The sequence below is a fragment of the Rhizobium sp. NFR12 genome (assembly GCF_900108545.1).
Taxonomy (GTDB): Bacteria; Pseudomonadota; Alphaproteobacteria; order Rhizobiales; family Rhizobiaceae; genus Neorhizobium; species Neorhizobium soli.
Genome location: NZ_FNWM01000005.1, coordinates 55,772 through 69,596, shown reverse-complemented (window position 1 = coordinate 69,596; position 13,825 = coordinate 55,772). Strand labels below are relative to the sequence as shown.

Here is a 13,825-nt window from a genome sequence, read left to right as displayed (position 1 = left end):
CTCTACTCCTCAGGCGACTTCAATGAGCGCCTTGACCACCGCTTGTGCGGGATCCGTCAATTTGGAAAACCGGTCCGGCACGTCCGAAAGGTGCATGCGGTGCGTAATCAAGGCGTCCGGCACCTCACCAGCGCGCATCGCGTCCATCACCCGCTCGAAGTCCGTGATCGTCGCGTTACGGCTGCCGAGAAGCGTGGTTTCGCGCTTGTGAAACTCGGGATCCGAAAAGCCGATCGTGCTGGAGACGATCGACACCAGGACATAGGTGCCGCCATGTCCGACAAAGGAGAAGCCGCGCTCCATCGCTTTCGGGTTACCGGTCGCGTCGAACACCGCGTCGAAGAAATCGCCATTGGTGATCGCGGAAAGCTGGTCAGCGTCATCAGCGGAAAGCGCGACCGTCGACGCGATGCCCAACTGGCTCTTGGCGAACTCCAGCCTGTCTTCACGACCGTCGATGACAGTTACATCCGCGCCTTCGAGCTGCGCAAAAATCGCGACCGATAGGCCGATCGGGCCGGCCCCGACGACGAGAACCTTCTGTCCCTCTTCGACCCATGCGCGGGCGACGGCGTGTGCGCCGATCGCCAGAAACTCGACCATGGCAGCCTGATCAAGCGTCAGTCCGTCTGCCTTCACGGCAAACTGCTCGGGAATGCTCAGATATTCCGTCATGCCGCCATCGCGATGGACGCCGAGCACGCCGATATTGCGGCAGCAGTTCGTCTTGCCCTTCAGGCAGGCATTGCAGTGGCCACAGGAAATGTAGGGTATGATCGAGACGATATCGCCGACCTGAAGCGAGCTTCCCTCGGGCGCTTCCTCGACGGTTGCCGCCAGTTCATGGCCCATGACGCGCGGATAGGAAAGATAGGGCTGGTTGCCGGTGAAGATATGCAGGTCGGTGCCGCAGACGCCGATACGGCGGACCTTCAGAAGCACCTCGCCTTCGCCGCGTACGGGCTTGTCTCGCTCGATCGCCGAAAGTTTGCCCGGTTCATCGCATATAATAGTCAGCATCCTAGATCTCTTTCAGTCGATAGAAACGTTTGGCATTGCCGCCGAAGACGGACGAATGGTGCTCTGCCGGAACGATGTCCAGGCATTGCCGGAGCCACGCACCGTATTCCCCGGCAAGCCTTAGGACCGGCCAGTCGCTGCCCCAGATGACGCGATCCGGTCCGAACAGGTCGAAGATCGTTTCCGCATAGGGGCGCACGGATTGCGGCTTCTGGTCTCCCGCTTCGGTGAGAAGGCCCGATAGCTTGCAATGGACGTTCGGCAGGGCCGCCAGCGCTTTCATGCGGGCATACCAGTCGATAAACCGTCCCTCCGCGATCGGCGGCTTGGCGCCGTGGTCGATGACGATCGGGAGCTCCTGATGGCGCCGCGCGAAGTTGCAAAGCGGTGCCAGATGCCTCGGAAGCACAAGGGCGTCGAAGACCAGATCATGTTCGATCATCGTAGCGATACCGATATCGAGCGCGGGATCATCGATCCACCGGTCATCAGCCAAGTCCTGCAGCATCGGGCGGAAACCCTTCAGCTTGCGGTGGCTTGCCAGCTGTCCAATATTCTCCTGCACATCCGATGCTTTCAAATCCGTCCAGCCAACCACGCCGAGGATGAAAGGGTGGTTGTCGGCGAGATCTAGCATGAACTGCGTATCGGCCTGCGTCTCCATCGTCTGCACCAGCACGGTGCCATCGACGCCGGCGTCTTCCGCCAACGGCAGCAGATCGTCCGGCAGGAAATCACGGTGGATGGCAGCGAGCTCGGGCCCCGGCCATTGGCCTGCCCGGTCGGCGATCCGCCAGAAATGCTGGTGGGCATCGATCCGCATCGATCAGGCTCCGATGCCGGGAAGAGGAGTGCCTTCGGCCAGAAGCCCGCTTTCCCTCAGGCGCGACCAGAAGGACGCAGGGATTTCCTCGGCAAACCAGTCGACATTCGAGGTGATCTGTTCGGCATTGCGGGCGCCGGAGACGATTGTCGCGACCGCCGGATGCGCCAGCGGAAACTGGAGTGCGGCAGCCTGAAGCGTCACGCCTTCTTCGTCGCAGACGGATCGCAACCGTTCGACGCGCGCAAGGATCTCAGCCGGCGCTTCGGTATAGTTGAACTTCTTGTTGCCGGCGAGAAGCCCGGAATTGAACGGTCCCGCTGCAACGATCGCCACACCTTGCTTCGCGCATTCATCCATAAAGGCGAGGCTGTCCTGTTCGAGCAGCGTGTAGCGACCGGCCAGCATCGTGCAGTCGATGTCGAAAACTTTCATCGCGTCGGCGACGACTTCCCATTCGTTGACGCCGAGGCCGACAGCCTTGGTCGAACCTTCGTCCCGCAACTTGCCCAGCGCCTTGAAGCCGCCGCCATCGGTCAGTTGCTGCCAGTAGTGATCGTGGCGGTCGCCATGCGTCATGCGACCAATATCGTGAATATAGAGGATGTCCGGCTTCAGAATCCCAAGGCGCTGCTGGCTTGCGTCAAAGGACCGCAGAATGCCGTCATAGCTGTAGTCGTAGACAGGACGGAAGGGCAGGGGTTCGGCGTAGCCGTCCTCTTCCGGACCAACCGTCTCATCCGGCGTCATGACGCGCCCGACCTTGGTGCTCAGAACATAGTCTTCGCGGGGAAGATCGGTCAGCATCGTGCCAAGGCGGCGTTCGGAGCGGGTGAAACCATAGAAAGGCGCCGTATCGAAATAGCGGATGCCGGCATCCCACGCGGCCTTGAAAGCGCCGGCGGATTCCGCATAGGGCGTTACGCGATAAAGGTTGCCCATCTGCGCGCAGCCGAGGCCGATCAGCGTCACATCCAAATCGACACGCGGGAATTTGCGGGTATCACTGGCGTTCATCGGGCAACCTTCGTTTCATCACTGCAGAGAAAGACGATACGCGCCATTCGCGACGCGTATCGAGGCGGGGAGGCTTAGTAGAGAACGTTCTTGGCTTCCGGCTTGTCGATATTGTCCTTGGTGACGACGACGACACCCGTATCGACAAACTTCTCAACCTTTTCCTTTTTCAGGAGCTTGGAGATCGTCTTGACGCCGAGATCGCCCATCTGGAACGAGCCCTGGACTGCGATCGCCTGAAGCGTGCCGTCCTTGACGAATTCCTGCAGGTCCTGGTTACCGTCAAAGCCGATCGCGACAAGCTTGCCCGATTTGCCGGACTGCTTGATGGCGCGGCCCATGCCGATCGCCGTCGGCTCATTGGCGCCGAAGATGGCCTTGAGGTCGGAATTGGCGGCCAGAACGTCCGTGGTCTGGTTCAGCGCCGTCGCCATCTGCGACTGCGAGTAGAACGGGCCGACGATCTGAAGCTTCGAGTTTGCCTTGATATAATCAGTGAAACCACCGACACGGCCGATTTCGGAACCGGCGCCTGCCACATAGGACATGACGGCGATCTTGCCTTCCTTGCCGACCTTCTCGATCAACGCCTTGGCAGCCAGTTCGCCGGCGGTCTTGTTGTCGGTCGCAAGGAACGACTGGTAATACTGTTCCGATCCCTTGCTCAGCATCGAGTCGACAATCACGACCGGGATACGGGCTTCCCAGGCCTTCTTGACGGCGGGGATCAGCGCGTCCGGATCGGACGGCGCAAGCACGATTCCGGCGACGCCGCGGTTGACGGCGTTTTCGACCATGTTGACCTGGTCAGCGATGGCGGATTCCGATGCCGGACCCTGGAAGGTCATCGTATTGCCGGCGCCGACTTCCTTCATGGCGGCATCTGCGCCCTTCTGGACGTTCTGCCAGAAGGTCGAGTTGACGGTCTTGACGATGACGGCGATCTCGGCTGCCTGTGCAGAGGCCGCACCCAAGATCAGCGCCGAGGCAAGCAACGCGGTTGCTAGTTTCTTCATGTTCAATCCTCCTCAAACGGACGGCGTTTTGGCCGCCCCGGGGAACTCCCACCCCCATTGTCGCGGAAAAGGGTCCGCACCCTTCTTCACCGGCGGTTGCGCAATTGATCGATCCAGACGGTGATCAGGATGACGAGGCCGATGATGATCTGCTGTGTGAAGGCGGAAACGCCGTTCATGTTAAGCCCGTTGCGCAGGATGCCGATGACGAAGGCGCCGATTGCCGTTCCGGAAATCGTGCCGACACCGCCGATCAGCGAGGTGCCGCCGATGACGGCGCTGGCGATTGCATCGAGTTCGTACATGACGCCTTCGTTCGGCTGGGCCGTCACGAGGCGGGACATCAGCACGCAACCGGTCAAACCAGCGAGCGTGCCTGACAATATATAGGTGAAATTGGTGACGCGGGCGACGTTGACGCCGGACAGCCGGGCGGCGTCCGCATTCGAACCGACGGCATAGATATGCCTGCCGAGCACGGAGCGGTTCAGCATGAAAGACACGGCGATCGCGATCACGATCATCAGGATGACCGGATAGGGAATGCCCGGGAAGACCACGGTCGGGAAGCCGTCGTCGCCGATGGTGACGACGCGAAACAACGAGCCGTTGCCAAGCACGCCGAAGGATTCGCCGAGGCCGGAAACGGCGCGGGCACCGGTAATCTGAAGCGCCACGCCGCGGGCGATCAGCATCATGCCGAGCGTCGCGATAAAGGGCGGCAGTTTCATCTGGGTCACCAGAATGCCGTTGATCAGGCCACACAGGCTGCCAACGAGAATGCCGACGAACATGCCGAGCGGAACCGGGAGACCGAGCTCCTTGACGCAGAGAGCCGCGACGACGCCCGCAAGCGCGAGCACGGAGCCGACGGACAAATCGATGCCGCCGGTAATAATCACGCAGGTGGCGCCGATGCCGAGAAGGGCAATCGAGGTGACCTGCAAGGCGATCGTCATCGCATTGTTGACCGTGAAGAAGGCATTGCTGCTGAAGGAAAACACCAGCACGAGAACGAACAGGCTGCCGAGTGCGGCAAACTTCTGGATGATGTCCTTTTGCCGGTCGCTCAGCGAAACACTGCGCGACTTCGAGGGTTCGGTAATATCAGCCATGCTTGCTCCTTGCGCCAGCGTCCGCACCTGATGTCCGGCTGTATCCGGAGGCGTAGCGCATAATTTCTTCCTGGTTGGTCTTTGCCGTTTCCAGCACGCCGGTGATCCGGCCATGATGAAAGACCGCAACCCTATCCGTCATGCCCATGATTTCGGGCAGTTCCGAACTGATCAGCACCACGCCGATGCCGTTTGCGGCCAGTTCGTCCATGATCTTGTAGATCGCGAGCTTGGCACCCACGTCGATGCCGCGGGTCGGCTCGTCGAAGAACAGCACCTTCGACTTGCGAAACAGCCATTTGCCGATGATGATCTTCTGCTGGTTACCGCCCGAGAGAAGCCGCACCTGCTGCCGGATCGACGGCGTGCGGATGTTCAGGAGCTCGACATACTCGTTGGCGACCTTGTCCTGTGCCTTGAAATCGATCAGTCCCAGGCGATCGGACAGCGCTTCCATATTGGCGAGCGTCATGTTCGCATCGACAGGCATCTTGATCGCCAGTCCCTGCGCCTTGCGGTCTTCCGAGAGGTAGGCGATGCCCGCATCGATCGCGTCCCGCGGAGAGGAAATCGAAAGTGTCTGGCCATGCAGGGTGATCGTGCCGGCGTCGATGGCATCGGCGCCGAAAATTGCCCGCGCGACTTCCGTGCGCCCGGCACCCATCAGGCCTGCAAAGCCCAAAATTTCGCCGCGGCGAAGCGTAAACGAAATGTCTCTGAAGACACCGGTGCGATTGAGACCTTGCACCCCGAGAATAACGTCGTCACTTGGCGTCGAGGTTCTCTCGGGAAACTTTTCCTCGAGCGAGCGGCCGACCATTTTGGCGACGATGTCATCGACGGTTGTCGCGGCAAAATCGTCTGTCGCAATGTAACGACCGTCACGCAGGACGGTGACGCGATCGACGATCTCGGCCATCTCGTCGAGCCGGTGCGAAATGTAGACGACCCCGACGCCGGATGCCTTGAGATCACGGATGACCTTGAACAGAAGCCGCGTTTCCTGCTCAGTCAGAGACGAGGTCGGCTCGTCCATGATCAGCACTTCGGCGTCCAGCGACAATGCCTTGGCGATTTCCACCATCTGGCACTGCGCCACGGAAAGCCCACGGACGGAGACATCGGGGCTGATATCGACGCCGAGCCGGTCGAGGCAGCGCTTGGCATCTGCCCGAAGCTTCTTGCGATCGACCAGAAAGCCCCGGCGAGGCTCGCGGGCCAGATAGATGTTTTCGGCGACGGTCAGATGCGGAACGAGATTGAGTTCCTGGTGGATGATGGCGATGCCGGCGGACTCGGACTGCCGCGTCGACGAGAAATTCCGCTCCTCGCCCTTGTATGTGATGGTGCCCGATGTTGGCTGGTAAACGCCGCTGATGATCTTCATCAGCGTCGATTTTCCCGCACCGTTTTCGCCGCAAACGGCATGCACTTCGCCACGACGAAGGTCGAAGCTGACATCGGCCAGAGCTTTGACGCCTGGAAATTCCTTGGAGATGTTGTCGAGCCGCAGAAGTGCTTCATCTGCGGGCACGCCGACGGCCGGGCGCAAACGCGCCTCAAGTACCGACTGATCGGTCTGCATCCTCCACATCCTCCTCTTGTCGCAAGCTTGCGACTGCCGGTCAGCTCCACCCATCCGGTCTGGCCAATAGTGCTAAGCGGCCTTACCAAAATGGTCAAGCCAGTTTCCTGGCGAAGGACGAAATTTGTATTTTCTAAGCTTTACGGGATATATAGCTGTCGTCATTGGCCTTGCCAGTTCAACGGTCAGGCAATATGGTAAGGCCAGTTTTGGAGCGCTTATGAACGGAATTCGGATCCCGGAACGCCGGCTTTATCAACAGATCGCAGACCAGATCCGCGGCTTGGTGCAGAATGGGCAGTTTCGTTTCGGCCAGCGCCTGCCGGCGGAACGCGAGCTTGCGCAGCAGCTTGGTGTGTCGCGCCCCTCGCTACGCGAGGCGTTGATCGCGCTTGAACTGGACGGCACTGTCGAGATCCGCATGGGGTCTGGCGTCTATGTCGTTCCGGCCGCCGAGCGGCGCGCTGCATGGTCGGGGTCCATGGGAGAGAGCCCGGCCGAGCTGATGCAGGCGCGTGCGACAATCGAGGGTGCCGCCATCGTTCTTGCCTGCGCGCGCATCACGCCGGAGGCGCTTGCTACGCTTCGTCAAACGCTCGACGCGATGGCGATCGAGATAGAGGAAGGCCGCAAACCGGTCGACCAGGATCGCCAGTTCCACCTGACGATCGCCACCCAGTCGGGAAACAGTGTCATTGGCCGCATCATCGGCGATCTGTTTGACGATCGGCACAGCCCTCTTTCCGCCCAGCTTCGGGAGCATTTCGAAACACCGGAAACATGGAGTTGCGCCCTCGCGGAGCATGAGGAAATCCTGACCGCGTTGGAGGCGCGTGACGGGCTGCTAGCCCAAGCAATGATGCGCATGCATCTGGAGGAATCGAAACGCCGCTGGCTTGACCACTAGCAGCGGCAAACTAAAACCAACCCCGATTTTGATACCTCCAGGGAGGAGGTCCATTATGAATGACATGACATCCCCGGTCATCGTGCTCAATACCGCCGATGACGTTGCCGTTGCCCGCCGGTCGATCCAGCAGGGTTCGCCGGTTGGAATCGACGCTCTGCTGGCGCGCGATCTGATCGGGCGAGGCCACAAGGTTGCGCTCAGGGCGATTGCGGCAGGGCAGGAAGTCAAGAAATACGGTCAGGTGATCGGTCTTGCGACGCAGGACATCGCACCCGGCAATCACGTGCACCTGCACAATCTTGCCATGCTTCCCTCCACGCATGAGCACCAGTTCTGCGTCGATGGTGGCGAGCGTGCCCTTTTGCCGCTCGAGCAGCGCCGGACATTCATGGGTTTCGATCGCGGCCTCGGTGGCGCCGGCACGCGCAACTACATCGGCATCATCTCCTCTGTGAACTGTTCCGCCACCGTCTCCCGTTACATTGCGGACTATTTCAACCGCATGGGTGGGCTGGACGGGTTCGGCAATATCGATGGCGTCGTGGCGCTGACGCATAGCAGCGGCTGCGCGATCAACAACAAGTCGGAAGGCTACCGCCTGCTGATCCGCACCATCCAGGGCTATGCCCGGCATCCCAATTTCGGTGGCATTCTGATGATCGGCCTCGGCTGCGAAACCAACCAGATCGCACCGATCCTTGAACATTACCGGATGGAGGAGGGCGAGCGGCTGCGGACGATGACGATCCAGCAGCATGGCGGGACCAAGAAGACGATCGACGCTGCGATCTCCATCATCAAGGAAATGCTGCCCATGGTGAATTCCGCGGTGCGCACGCAGCAGCCCTTGTCGAAGCTGAAGCTTGCTCTCGAATGCGGTGGGTCTGATGGCTATTCGGGCATTTCCGCAAACCCGGCGCTCGGCCATGCTTCGGATCTGATCGTCCGCAATGGCGGCACGACCGTTCTTGCCGAAACACCTGAAATTTACGGCGCCGAACATCTGCTGACGCGTCGCGCGTCGACACCTGAAGTCGCGCAGAAGCTTCTGTCGCGCATCGACTGGTGGCGCGACTATACGGCGCGAAATGGCGACGAGCTGAACAATAACCCATCCTACGGCAACAAGCTTGGCGGTCTCACGACCATTCTCGAGAAGTCACTCGGTGCTGTCGCCAAGGGTGGCTCCATGCCGCTGAAGGCGGTCTACGAGTTTGCCGAGACGGTGACAGAGCAGGGCTTCGTCTTCATGGACACGCCCGGCTATGATCCGGTCGCCGTGACCGGCCAGGTCGCCGGCGGCTGCAACGTCATCTGTTTCACCACCGGCCGCGGCTCGGTTTCCGGCTTCAAGCCGGCCCCTTGCGTCAAGATCGCCACCAATTCCGAAATGTACGAGCACATGAAGGAAGACATGGACATCAACTGCGGTGGGATCGTCACCGGCGACGAGACGATCGAGCAGTCCGGCGAGCGTATTTTCGAGCATGTGATCGCCGTCGCGTCAGGCGAAAAGACCGTGAGCGAGATCTACGACTATGGCGACAACGAATTCGTGCCATGGCAGGTCGGTGCCGTCACCTGACGGAAAACGGATATTGCCCGTGGTGAAAACCGTGCTTACACCTGAGCGATAAGCCAAGCATGGGGAATCGCAGCGCATGACGACCAGCCGTTACTACTCGAATATGGGTGGCCTGCCGCCTCAGACGGACCTTCTCAGCAGCAAGGCGGTGTTCACAACCGCCTATGCGGTCATTCCGCGCACGGTCATGAGCGACATCGTCACCAGCATGCTGCCGCATTGGAAGAATGCACGGGCCTGGATCATTTCCCGGCCGCTCTCCGGTTTCGCCGAAACCTTCGCGCAATACATCATGGAGGTTGCTCCGCAGGGCGGTAGCGCTCGTCCCGAGCCGGACCCTCGCGCCTCGGCCGCCATCTTCGTCGTGGATGGCGAGATGACGATCGAGGTGGACGGCCAGCAAAACCAATTGCGGACCGGGTCGTTTGCCTATCTGCCGGCCGGCTCGAAATGGCAGATCTGGAACCGCAGTGGTGCTCCGGTGCGGTTCCACTGGGTTCGCAAGGCCTTCCAGGTGGTCGACGGCCTGGACCTGCCGCCGGCAATCTTTACCCATGAGGACGACTGCGTGCTCGACCCGATGCCCGATACGGATGGCAAATGGGCGACGACACGCTTCATCGATCCCTCCGACATCCGCTATGACATGCACCTCAACATCGTCACCTTCGAGCCGGGTGCAGTCATCCCGTTCATGGAAACGCATATCATGGAGCACGGGCTCTATGTTCTCGAAGGCAAGGCCGTCTACCGCCTGAACCAGGACTGGGTCGAGGTGGAAGCCGGCGACTATATGTGGCTGCGCTCCTTCTGCCCGCAGGCCTGCTATGCCGGCGGACCCGGTCGCTTCCGCTACCTGCTCTACAAGGACGTCAACCGGCATCCCGCACTGTAACGGGGCTTGCCGAAGCTGTTGCTGCACACGGCTTCGGCAGATCTCCCACCGAAAAATTTATCAAATGGTCAAAAATTTATCAGCCGATAAAATATCTTTGAGGCTCCGTCTGGCAAGTCATTGAAACTTATGAGAGGCTACAACTGGCACGTAGCTTGCGTCCGTTCTGTTTATCGCATTGCCTGGAAATCCAGCATGGAAGGATCGGAATATGGAAGTCGGAGTCTTCATCCCAATCGGCAACAACGGTTGGCTGCTTTCGGAAAACGCACCGCAGTACAAACCGTCATTCGAGCTGAACAAGGAAATCACGCTCAAGGCCGAGAAATATGGCTTCGATTTCGCGCTGTCGATGATCAAGCTGCGCGGCTTCGGCGGCAAGACGGAATTCTGGGACTACAATCTGGAATCCTTCACGCTGATGGCAGGCCTTGCCGCCGTCACTTCCAAGATCAAGCTGTTCGGCACCGCCGCAACATTGATCATGCCACCGGCAATCGTCGCGCGCATGGCAACGACGATCGACAGCATCTCCGGCGGACGCTTCGGCATCAATCTGATCACCGGCTGGCAGCGCCCCGAATACAGCCAGATGGGGCTCTGGCCCGGCGACGACTATTTCGCCGATCGCTATGCCTATCTGGGCGAATACACGACTGTTCTGAAGGAACTGCTGGCCACCGGTCAGTCGGATCTTAAGGGCAAGTATTTCCAGATGGACGACTGCCGCATGAAGCCGATCCCGGAAGGGGATGTAAAGGTGATTTGCGCGGGCTCATCCAATGCCGGCATGGCCTTCTCGGCGGAATATGCCGATTACAGCTTTTGCTTCGGCGTCGGCGTCAACACGCCGAAGGCCTTTGCGCCGACCAACGAACGCCTGCTGGAAGCCACCGAAAAGACCGGTCGCGATGTGCGCTCGTTCGTGCTGACCATGGTTCTTGCCGAAGAGAAATCCGAAGACGCCTGGGCCAAGTGGGAGCACTACAAGGCCGGTGCCGACCAGGACGCGATCAAGTGGCTCGGCCTCCAGAGCGCTGTCGATACCAAATCCGGCTCCGACACAAATGTCCGACACATGGCAAACCCGGTTTCCGCGGTCAACATCAACATGGGCACGATCATCGGCTCCTATGCCGAAGTCGCGGCGATGCTGGACGAGATGGCCGAAGTGCCGGGCACCGGTGGTGTCATGCTGACCTTCGACGATTTTCTCGAAGGCATCGAAAAGTTCGGACAATTCGTGCAGCCGCTGATGAAAAGCCGAAAGCACATCAAGATGGAACTGGAGGCCGCGGAATGACTGTTGTCGCAGGATATCAGGCACCGGCAAGCCGTCTGGAAAGCGTGACGCTTCCTGCACGCCCGGAACCGATCTCGATGAAGCCATCGGAAACCGCCGTCGTCGTCGTCGACATGCAGAACGCCTATTCGACGGAAGGCGGCTATGTCGATCTTGCCGGCTTCGATATCGCCGGCGCCAAGGGCACGATCGCCAATATCAAGAAGACGCTGGATGCCGCCCGTGAGAACGGCGTGCAGGTCATCTATTTCCAGAACGGCTGGGACAAGGACTATGTGGAAGCTGGCGGCCCTGGTTCTCCCAACTGGCACAAGTCGAATGCGCTGAAGACTATGCGGGCGCGGCCGGAACTGCAGGGCCAACTGCTTGCCAAGGGCACCTGGGATTACGCGATCGTAGACGAGCTGCAGCCGAAGCCGGGCGACATCCTTGTGCCGAAGACCCGCTACTCGGGCTTCTTCAACACCAACATGGACAGCGTGCTGCGCGCACGCGGCATCCGCAATCTCGTCTTCGTCGGCATTGCCACCAATGTCTGCGTCGAAAGCTCGCTGAGGGACGCGTTCCACCTCGAATATTTCGGTGTGATGCTTGAAGATGCGACCCATCACCTGGGGCCGGACTTCATCCAGCAGGCGACCGTCTACAATGTCGAGAAATTCTTCGGCTGGGTCGCGACCGTCAATGATTTCTGCGGCGCCATCAGTCAGGCCGCTCCCACCGATAAGTGAACTTGAAAAACAAAGAGGAGAACGGAATGCCAAAGTCGATCATCGTGCCGGAAGGAACCCAGAAGCCGATCGCGCCCTATTCGCCAGGAACGCTGGCAGACGGCATTGTCTACGTCTCGGGGACCTTGCCCTTCGACAAGAACAACGACGTCGTCCATGTGGGTGATGCCGGAGCACAGACCCGTCACGTCCTTGAGGTCATCAAATCCGTCATTGAGACCGCCGGCGGCACGATGGAGGATGTCACGATGAACCATATCTTCATCACCGACTGGGCGAATTATCAGGCCGTGAACAAGGTCTACGCGGAGTATTTCCCGGGCGACAAGCCAGCCAGGTATTGCGTTCAGTGCGGCCTGGTGAAGCCGGACGCTCTGGTTGAGATCGCCACAGTCGCCCACATCGGCAAGTAACGGCATGGTTCACTACGATATTTTCGGCGCGTCGGGCGAGGACGCGCCGACCATCATCCTGTCCTCCGGACTCGGCGGCAGCGGCGCCTACTGGACGCCGCAGATCGAAGCGCTTTCCGAGCATTTCCGGGTGATCACCTACGATCACTTGGGAACTGGCCGTTCCCCTGGCGATGTGCCCGAGCAAGGCGGCATCGCGGCCATGGCGGATGACGTCCTGGAGCTCGCGGAAGAGCTCGGCCTCAAGACATTCAGCTTCATGGGCCATGCGCTTGGTGGTCTAATCGGGCTCGAAATCGCCGCACGACAGCCGGAGATGATCGACAGGCTTGTGCTGATCAATGCATGGGACAACGCCGATCCGCATTCCGGCCGCTGTTTCGACGTGCGGATTGCGCTTCTCAAAAACTCCGGCGTCCCGGCCTTCGTGAAGGCGCAACCGCTGTTTCTCTATCCGGCCGTCTGGATGTCTGAAAACGCCGAACGCATGAATGCCGAGGAGGCGCATGCAGCGGCCCATTTTCAGGGCGAGCAGAACATCATGAGGCGCATTGCAGCTCTGAGAAGCTTCGACATCGGCGACCGGCTTGCCGAAATCACTCATCAGACCTTGCTGGTCGCCACGAAGGATGATCTCCTTGTGCCCTACACCCGCTCGGTACGGCTTTCGAACATGATGCCCCATGCCGAACTCGCTTTGCTGGATTTCGGCGCACATGCGGTGAATATCGTTGATGCACCGAAATTCAACAAACTCGTGGTAGATTTTCTAAGCCGGGTTTGATTTCATCTGTACGCTCGAGCTGAAAGTTTTGAGATAGCCATGTCCGTGAATGCATCTGCCCCTGCGCTCGACGTTAATCCAGAAGTCGTTGACGCACGGATGAACTTTCGAAACGCGATGTCGCGCCTCGGCGCCGCCGTTCATATCGTCACCACGGATGGACCGGGTGGCCGTGCCGGATTTGCCGCCACCGCAGTCTGCAGCGTTTCCGACAGTCCCCCGACGCTTCTCGTTTGCCTCAACCGAACCTCGAGCGCCTATTTGCCGCTTAAGGAAAACGGCGTCCTCTGCGTCAACGTCCTCTCGGCCGACCATGCGGACCTCAGCCAGCTTTTCGGGGGCAAGACGCCCGTCGATGAACGGTTTGCCGGAGCAACCTGGGCGCCGCTAACAACGGGCAGCCCGGCCCTCGAGGACGCTCTCGTCTGCTTCGATTGCCGCGTTGTGTCCGTTGCCGACGGTCACACGCATGACATCCTGATCTGCGAAGTGCTCACCACGGTGCAGCCAAAGGCTGGTCAGTCGCTTATCTATCTCGATCGAAAGTATCACGCGCTTTAGTGGGGAGTGACATTGGGGTTTGTTCAGACGAGCAATGCTCGGATGATCGCCCAAGGTCAAAGCGCAT

At 59.8% G+C, this 13,825-nt stretch carries 14 protein-coding genes; 8 read left to right on the top strand and 6 right to left on the bottom strand.

Annotated elements, in window-relative coordinates; translation table 11 throughout:
- Positions 1 to 9: 9 nt before the first annotated feature.
- The 6 genes from BLW69_RS19070 to BLW69_RS19045 all read right to left on the bottom strand — a co-directional run bounded on the left by BLW69_RS19070 (position 10) and on the right by BLW69_RS19045 (position 6,576).
- A complete protein-coding gene (locus BLW69_RS19070; protein ID WP_092664235.1) occupies positions 10 to 1,020 on the bottom strand; it encodes a zinc-binding alcohol dehydrogenase family protein in 1,011 nt (336 codons plus the stop codon).
- 1 nt (position 1,021) lies between these two features.
- The gene (locus BLW69_RS19065; RefSeq protein ID WP_092664233.1) at positions 1,022 to 1,843 is read right to left on the bottom strand and encodes an amidohydrolase family protein; all 822 of its coding nucleotides are present in this window, start codon (positions 1,841 to 1,843) and stop codon (positions 1,022 to 1,024) included.
- A gap of 3 nt (positions 1,844 to 1,846) precedes the next feature.
- Positions 1,847 to 2,860 carry an aldo/keto reductase gene (locus tag BLW69_RS19060; RefSeq protein WP_092664231.1) on the bottom strand — a complete coding sequence of 338 codons (1,014 nt, stop codon included), beginning with the start codon at positions 2,858 to 2,860 and terminating at the stop codon, positions 1,847 to 1,849.
- Between the two features lie 74 nt (positions 2,861 to 2,934).
- The gene (locus BLW69_RS19055; RefSeq protein WP_092664229.1) at positions 2,935 to 3,876 is read right to left on the bottom strand and encodes an ABC transporter substrate-binding protein; all 942 of its coding nucleotides are present in this window, start codon (positions 3,874 to 3,876) and stop codon (positions 2,935 to 2,937) included.
- Between the two features lie 86 nt (positions 3,877 to 3,962).
- Positions 3,963 to 4,991, bottom strand: a complete 1,029-nt coding sequence (locus BLW69_RS19050; RefSeq protein WP_062458936.1) for an ABC transporter permease — start codon at positions 4,989 to 4,991, stop codon at positions 3,963 to 3,965.
- Positions 4,984 to 6,576: a sugar ABC transporter ATP-binding protein gene (locus BLW69_RS19045; RefSeq protein ID WP_092664227.1), complete on the bottom strand. Its 1,593-nt coding sequence runs from the start codon at positions 6,574 to 6,576 to the stop codon at positions 4,984 to 4,986. The genes BLW69_RS19050 and BLW69_RS19045 overlap by 8 nt, the downstream gene beginning before the upstream one ends.
- Positions 6,577 to 6,796: 220 nt before the next feature.
- On the opposite strand from BLW69_RS19045, the gene BLW69_RS19040 reads away from it, so the two are divergent.
- The 8 genes from BLW69_RS19040 (at position 6,797) to BLW69_RS19005 (ending at position 13,758) form a co-directional block, all read left to right on the top strand.
- Positions 6,797 to 7,483 carry a FadR/GntR family transcriptional regulator gene (locus BLW69_RS19040; protein WP_062458943.1) on the top strand — a complete coding sequence of 229 codons (687 nt, stop codon included), beginning with the start codon at positions 6,797 to 6,799 and terminating at the stop codon, positions 7,481 to 7,483.
- A gap of 55 nt (positions 7,484 to 7,538) precedes the next feature.
- Complete coding sequence (locus tag BLW69_RS19035; protein ID WP_092664225.1) at positions 7,539 to 9,071, top strand: UxaA family hydrolase; 1,533 nt, start codon at positions 7,539 to 7,541, stop codon at positions 9,069 to 9,071.
- Between the two features lie 76 nt (positions 9,072 to 9,147).
- Positions 9,148 to 9,966 carry a bifunctional allantoicase/(S)-ureidoglycine aminohydrolase gene (locus BLW69_RS19030; RefSeq protein ID WP_092664223.1) on the top strand — a complete coding sequence of 273 codons (819 nt, stop codon included), beginning with the start codon at positions 9,148 to 9,150 and terminating at the stop codon, positions 9,964 to 9,966.
- A gap of 211 nt (positions 9,967 to 10,177) precedes the next feature.
- Positions 10,178 to 11,269 carry a pyrimidine utilization protein A gene (rutA, locus tag BLW69_RS19025; RefSeq protein WP_092664221.1) on the top strand — a complete coding sequence of 364 codons (1,092 nt, stop codon included), beginning with the start codon at positions 10,178 to 10,180 and terminating at the stop codon, positions 11,267 to 11,269.
- Positions 11,266 to 12,000, top strand: a complete 735-nt coding sequence (gene rutB / locus BLW69_RS19020; protein ID WP_092664219.1) for a pyrimidine utilization protein B — start codon at positions 11,266 to 11,268, stop codon at positions 11,998 to 12,000. The genes rutA and rutB overlap by 4 nt, the downstream gene beginning before the upstream one ends.
- A 26-nt stretch (positions 12,001 to 12,026) precedes the next feature.
- Positions 12,027 to 12,413 carry a pyrimidine utilization protein C gene (gene rutC / locus BLW69_RS19015; RefSeq protein ID WP_062458958.1) on the top strand — a complete coding sequence of 129 codons (387 nt, stop codon included), beginning with the start codon at positions 12,027 to 12,029 and terminating at the stop codon, positions 12,411 to 12,413.
- A gap of 4 nt (positions 12,414 to 12,417) precedes the next feature.
- Positions 12,418 to 13,197, top strand: a complete 780-nt coding sequence (rutD, locus tag BLW69_RS19010) for a pyrimidine utilization protein D (protein WP_092664218.1) — start codon at positions 12,418 to 12,420, stop codon at positions 13,195 to 13,197.
- Between the two features lie 39 nt (positions 13,198 to 13,236).
- Complete coding sequence (locus BLW69_RS19005) at positions 13,237 to 13,758, top strand: flavin reductase (RefSeq protein WP_092664216.1); 522 nt, start codon at positions 13,237 to 13,239, stop codon at positions 13,756 to 13,758.
- The last annotated feature ends 67 nt before the right edge of the window (positions 13,759 to 13,825 follow it).

Excerpts from the sequence above, each read along its gene's own strand:
- BLW69_RS19070 (WP_092664235.1), bottom strand. The coding sequence starts at position 1,020 with ATGCTGACTATTATATGCGATGAACCGGGCAAACTTTCGGCGATCGAG.
- BLW69_RS19045 (WP_092664227.1), bottom strand. The coding sequence starts at position 6,576 with ATGCAGACCGATCAGTCGGTACTTGAGGCGCGTTTGCGCCCGGCCGTC.
- BLW69_RS19055 (WP_092664229.1), bottom strand. The coding sequence starts at position 3,876 with ATGAAGAAACTAGCAACCGCGTTGCTTGCCTCGGCGCTGATCTTGGGT.
- rutB (WP_092664219.1), top strand. The coding sequence starts at position 11,266 with ATGACTGTTGTCGCAGGATATCAGGCACCGGCAAGCCGTCTGGAAAGC.
- BLW69_RS19065 (WP_092664233.1), bottom strand. The coding sequence starts at position 1,843 with ATGCGGATCGATGCCCACCAGCATTTCTGGCGGATCGCCGACCGGGCA.
- rutA (WP_092664221.1), top strand. The coding sequence starts at position 10,178 with ATGGAAGTCGGAGTCTTCATCCCAATCGGCAACAACGGTTGGCTGCTT.
- BLW69_RS19035 (WP_092664225.1), top strand. The coding sequence starts at position 7,539 with ATGAATGACATGACATCCCCGGTCATCGTGCTCAATACCGCCGATGAC.
- BLW69_RS19005 (WP_092664216.1), top strand. The coding sequence starts at position 13,237 with ATGTCCGTGAATGCATCTGCCCCTGCGCTCGACGTTAATCCAGAAGTC.
- rutC (WP_062458958.1), top strand. The coding sequence starts at position 12,027 with ATGCCAAAGTCGATCATCGTGCCGGAAGGAACCCAGAAGCCGATCGCG.
- rutD (WP_092664218.1), top strand. The coding sequence starts at position 12,418 with ATGGTTCACTACGATATTTTCGGCGCGTCGGGCGAGGACGCGCCGACC.
- BLW69_RS19060 (WP_092664231.1), bottom strand. The coding sequence starts at position 2,860 with ATGAACGCCAGTGATACCCGCAAATTCCCGCGTGTCGATTTGGATGTG.
- BLW69_RS19030 (WP_092664223.1), top strand. The coding sequence starts at position 9,148 with ATGACGACCAGCCGTTACTACTCGAATATGGGTGGCCTGCCGCCTCAG.
- BLW69_RS19050 (WP_062458936.1), bottom strand. The coding sequence starts at position 4,991 with ATGGCTGATATTACCGAACCCTCGAAGTCGCGCAGTGTTTCGCTGAGC.
- BLW69_RS19040 (WP_062458943.1), top strand. The coding sequence starts at position 6,797 with ATGAACGGAATTCGGATCCCGGAACGCCGGCTTTATCAACAGATCGCA.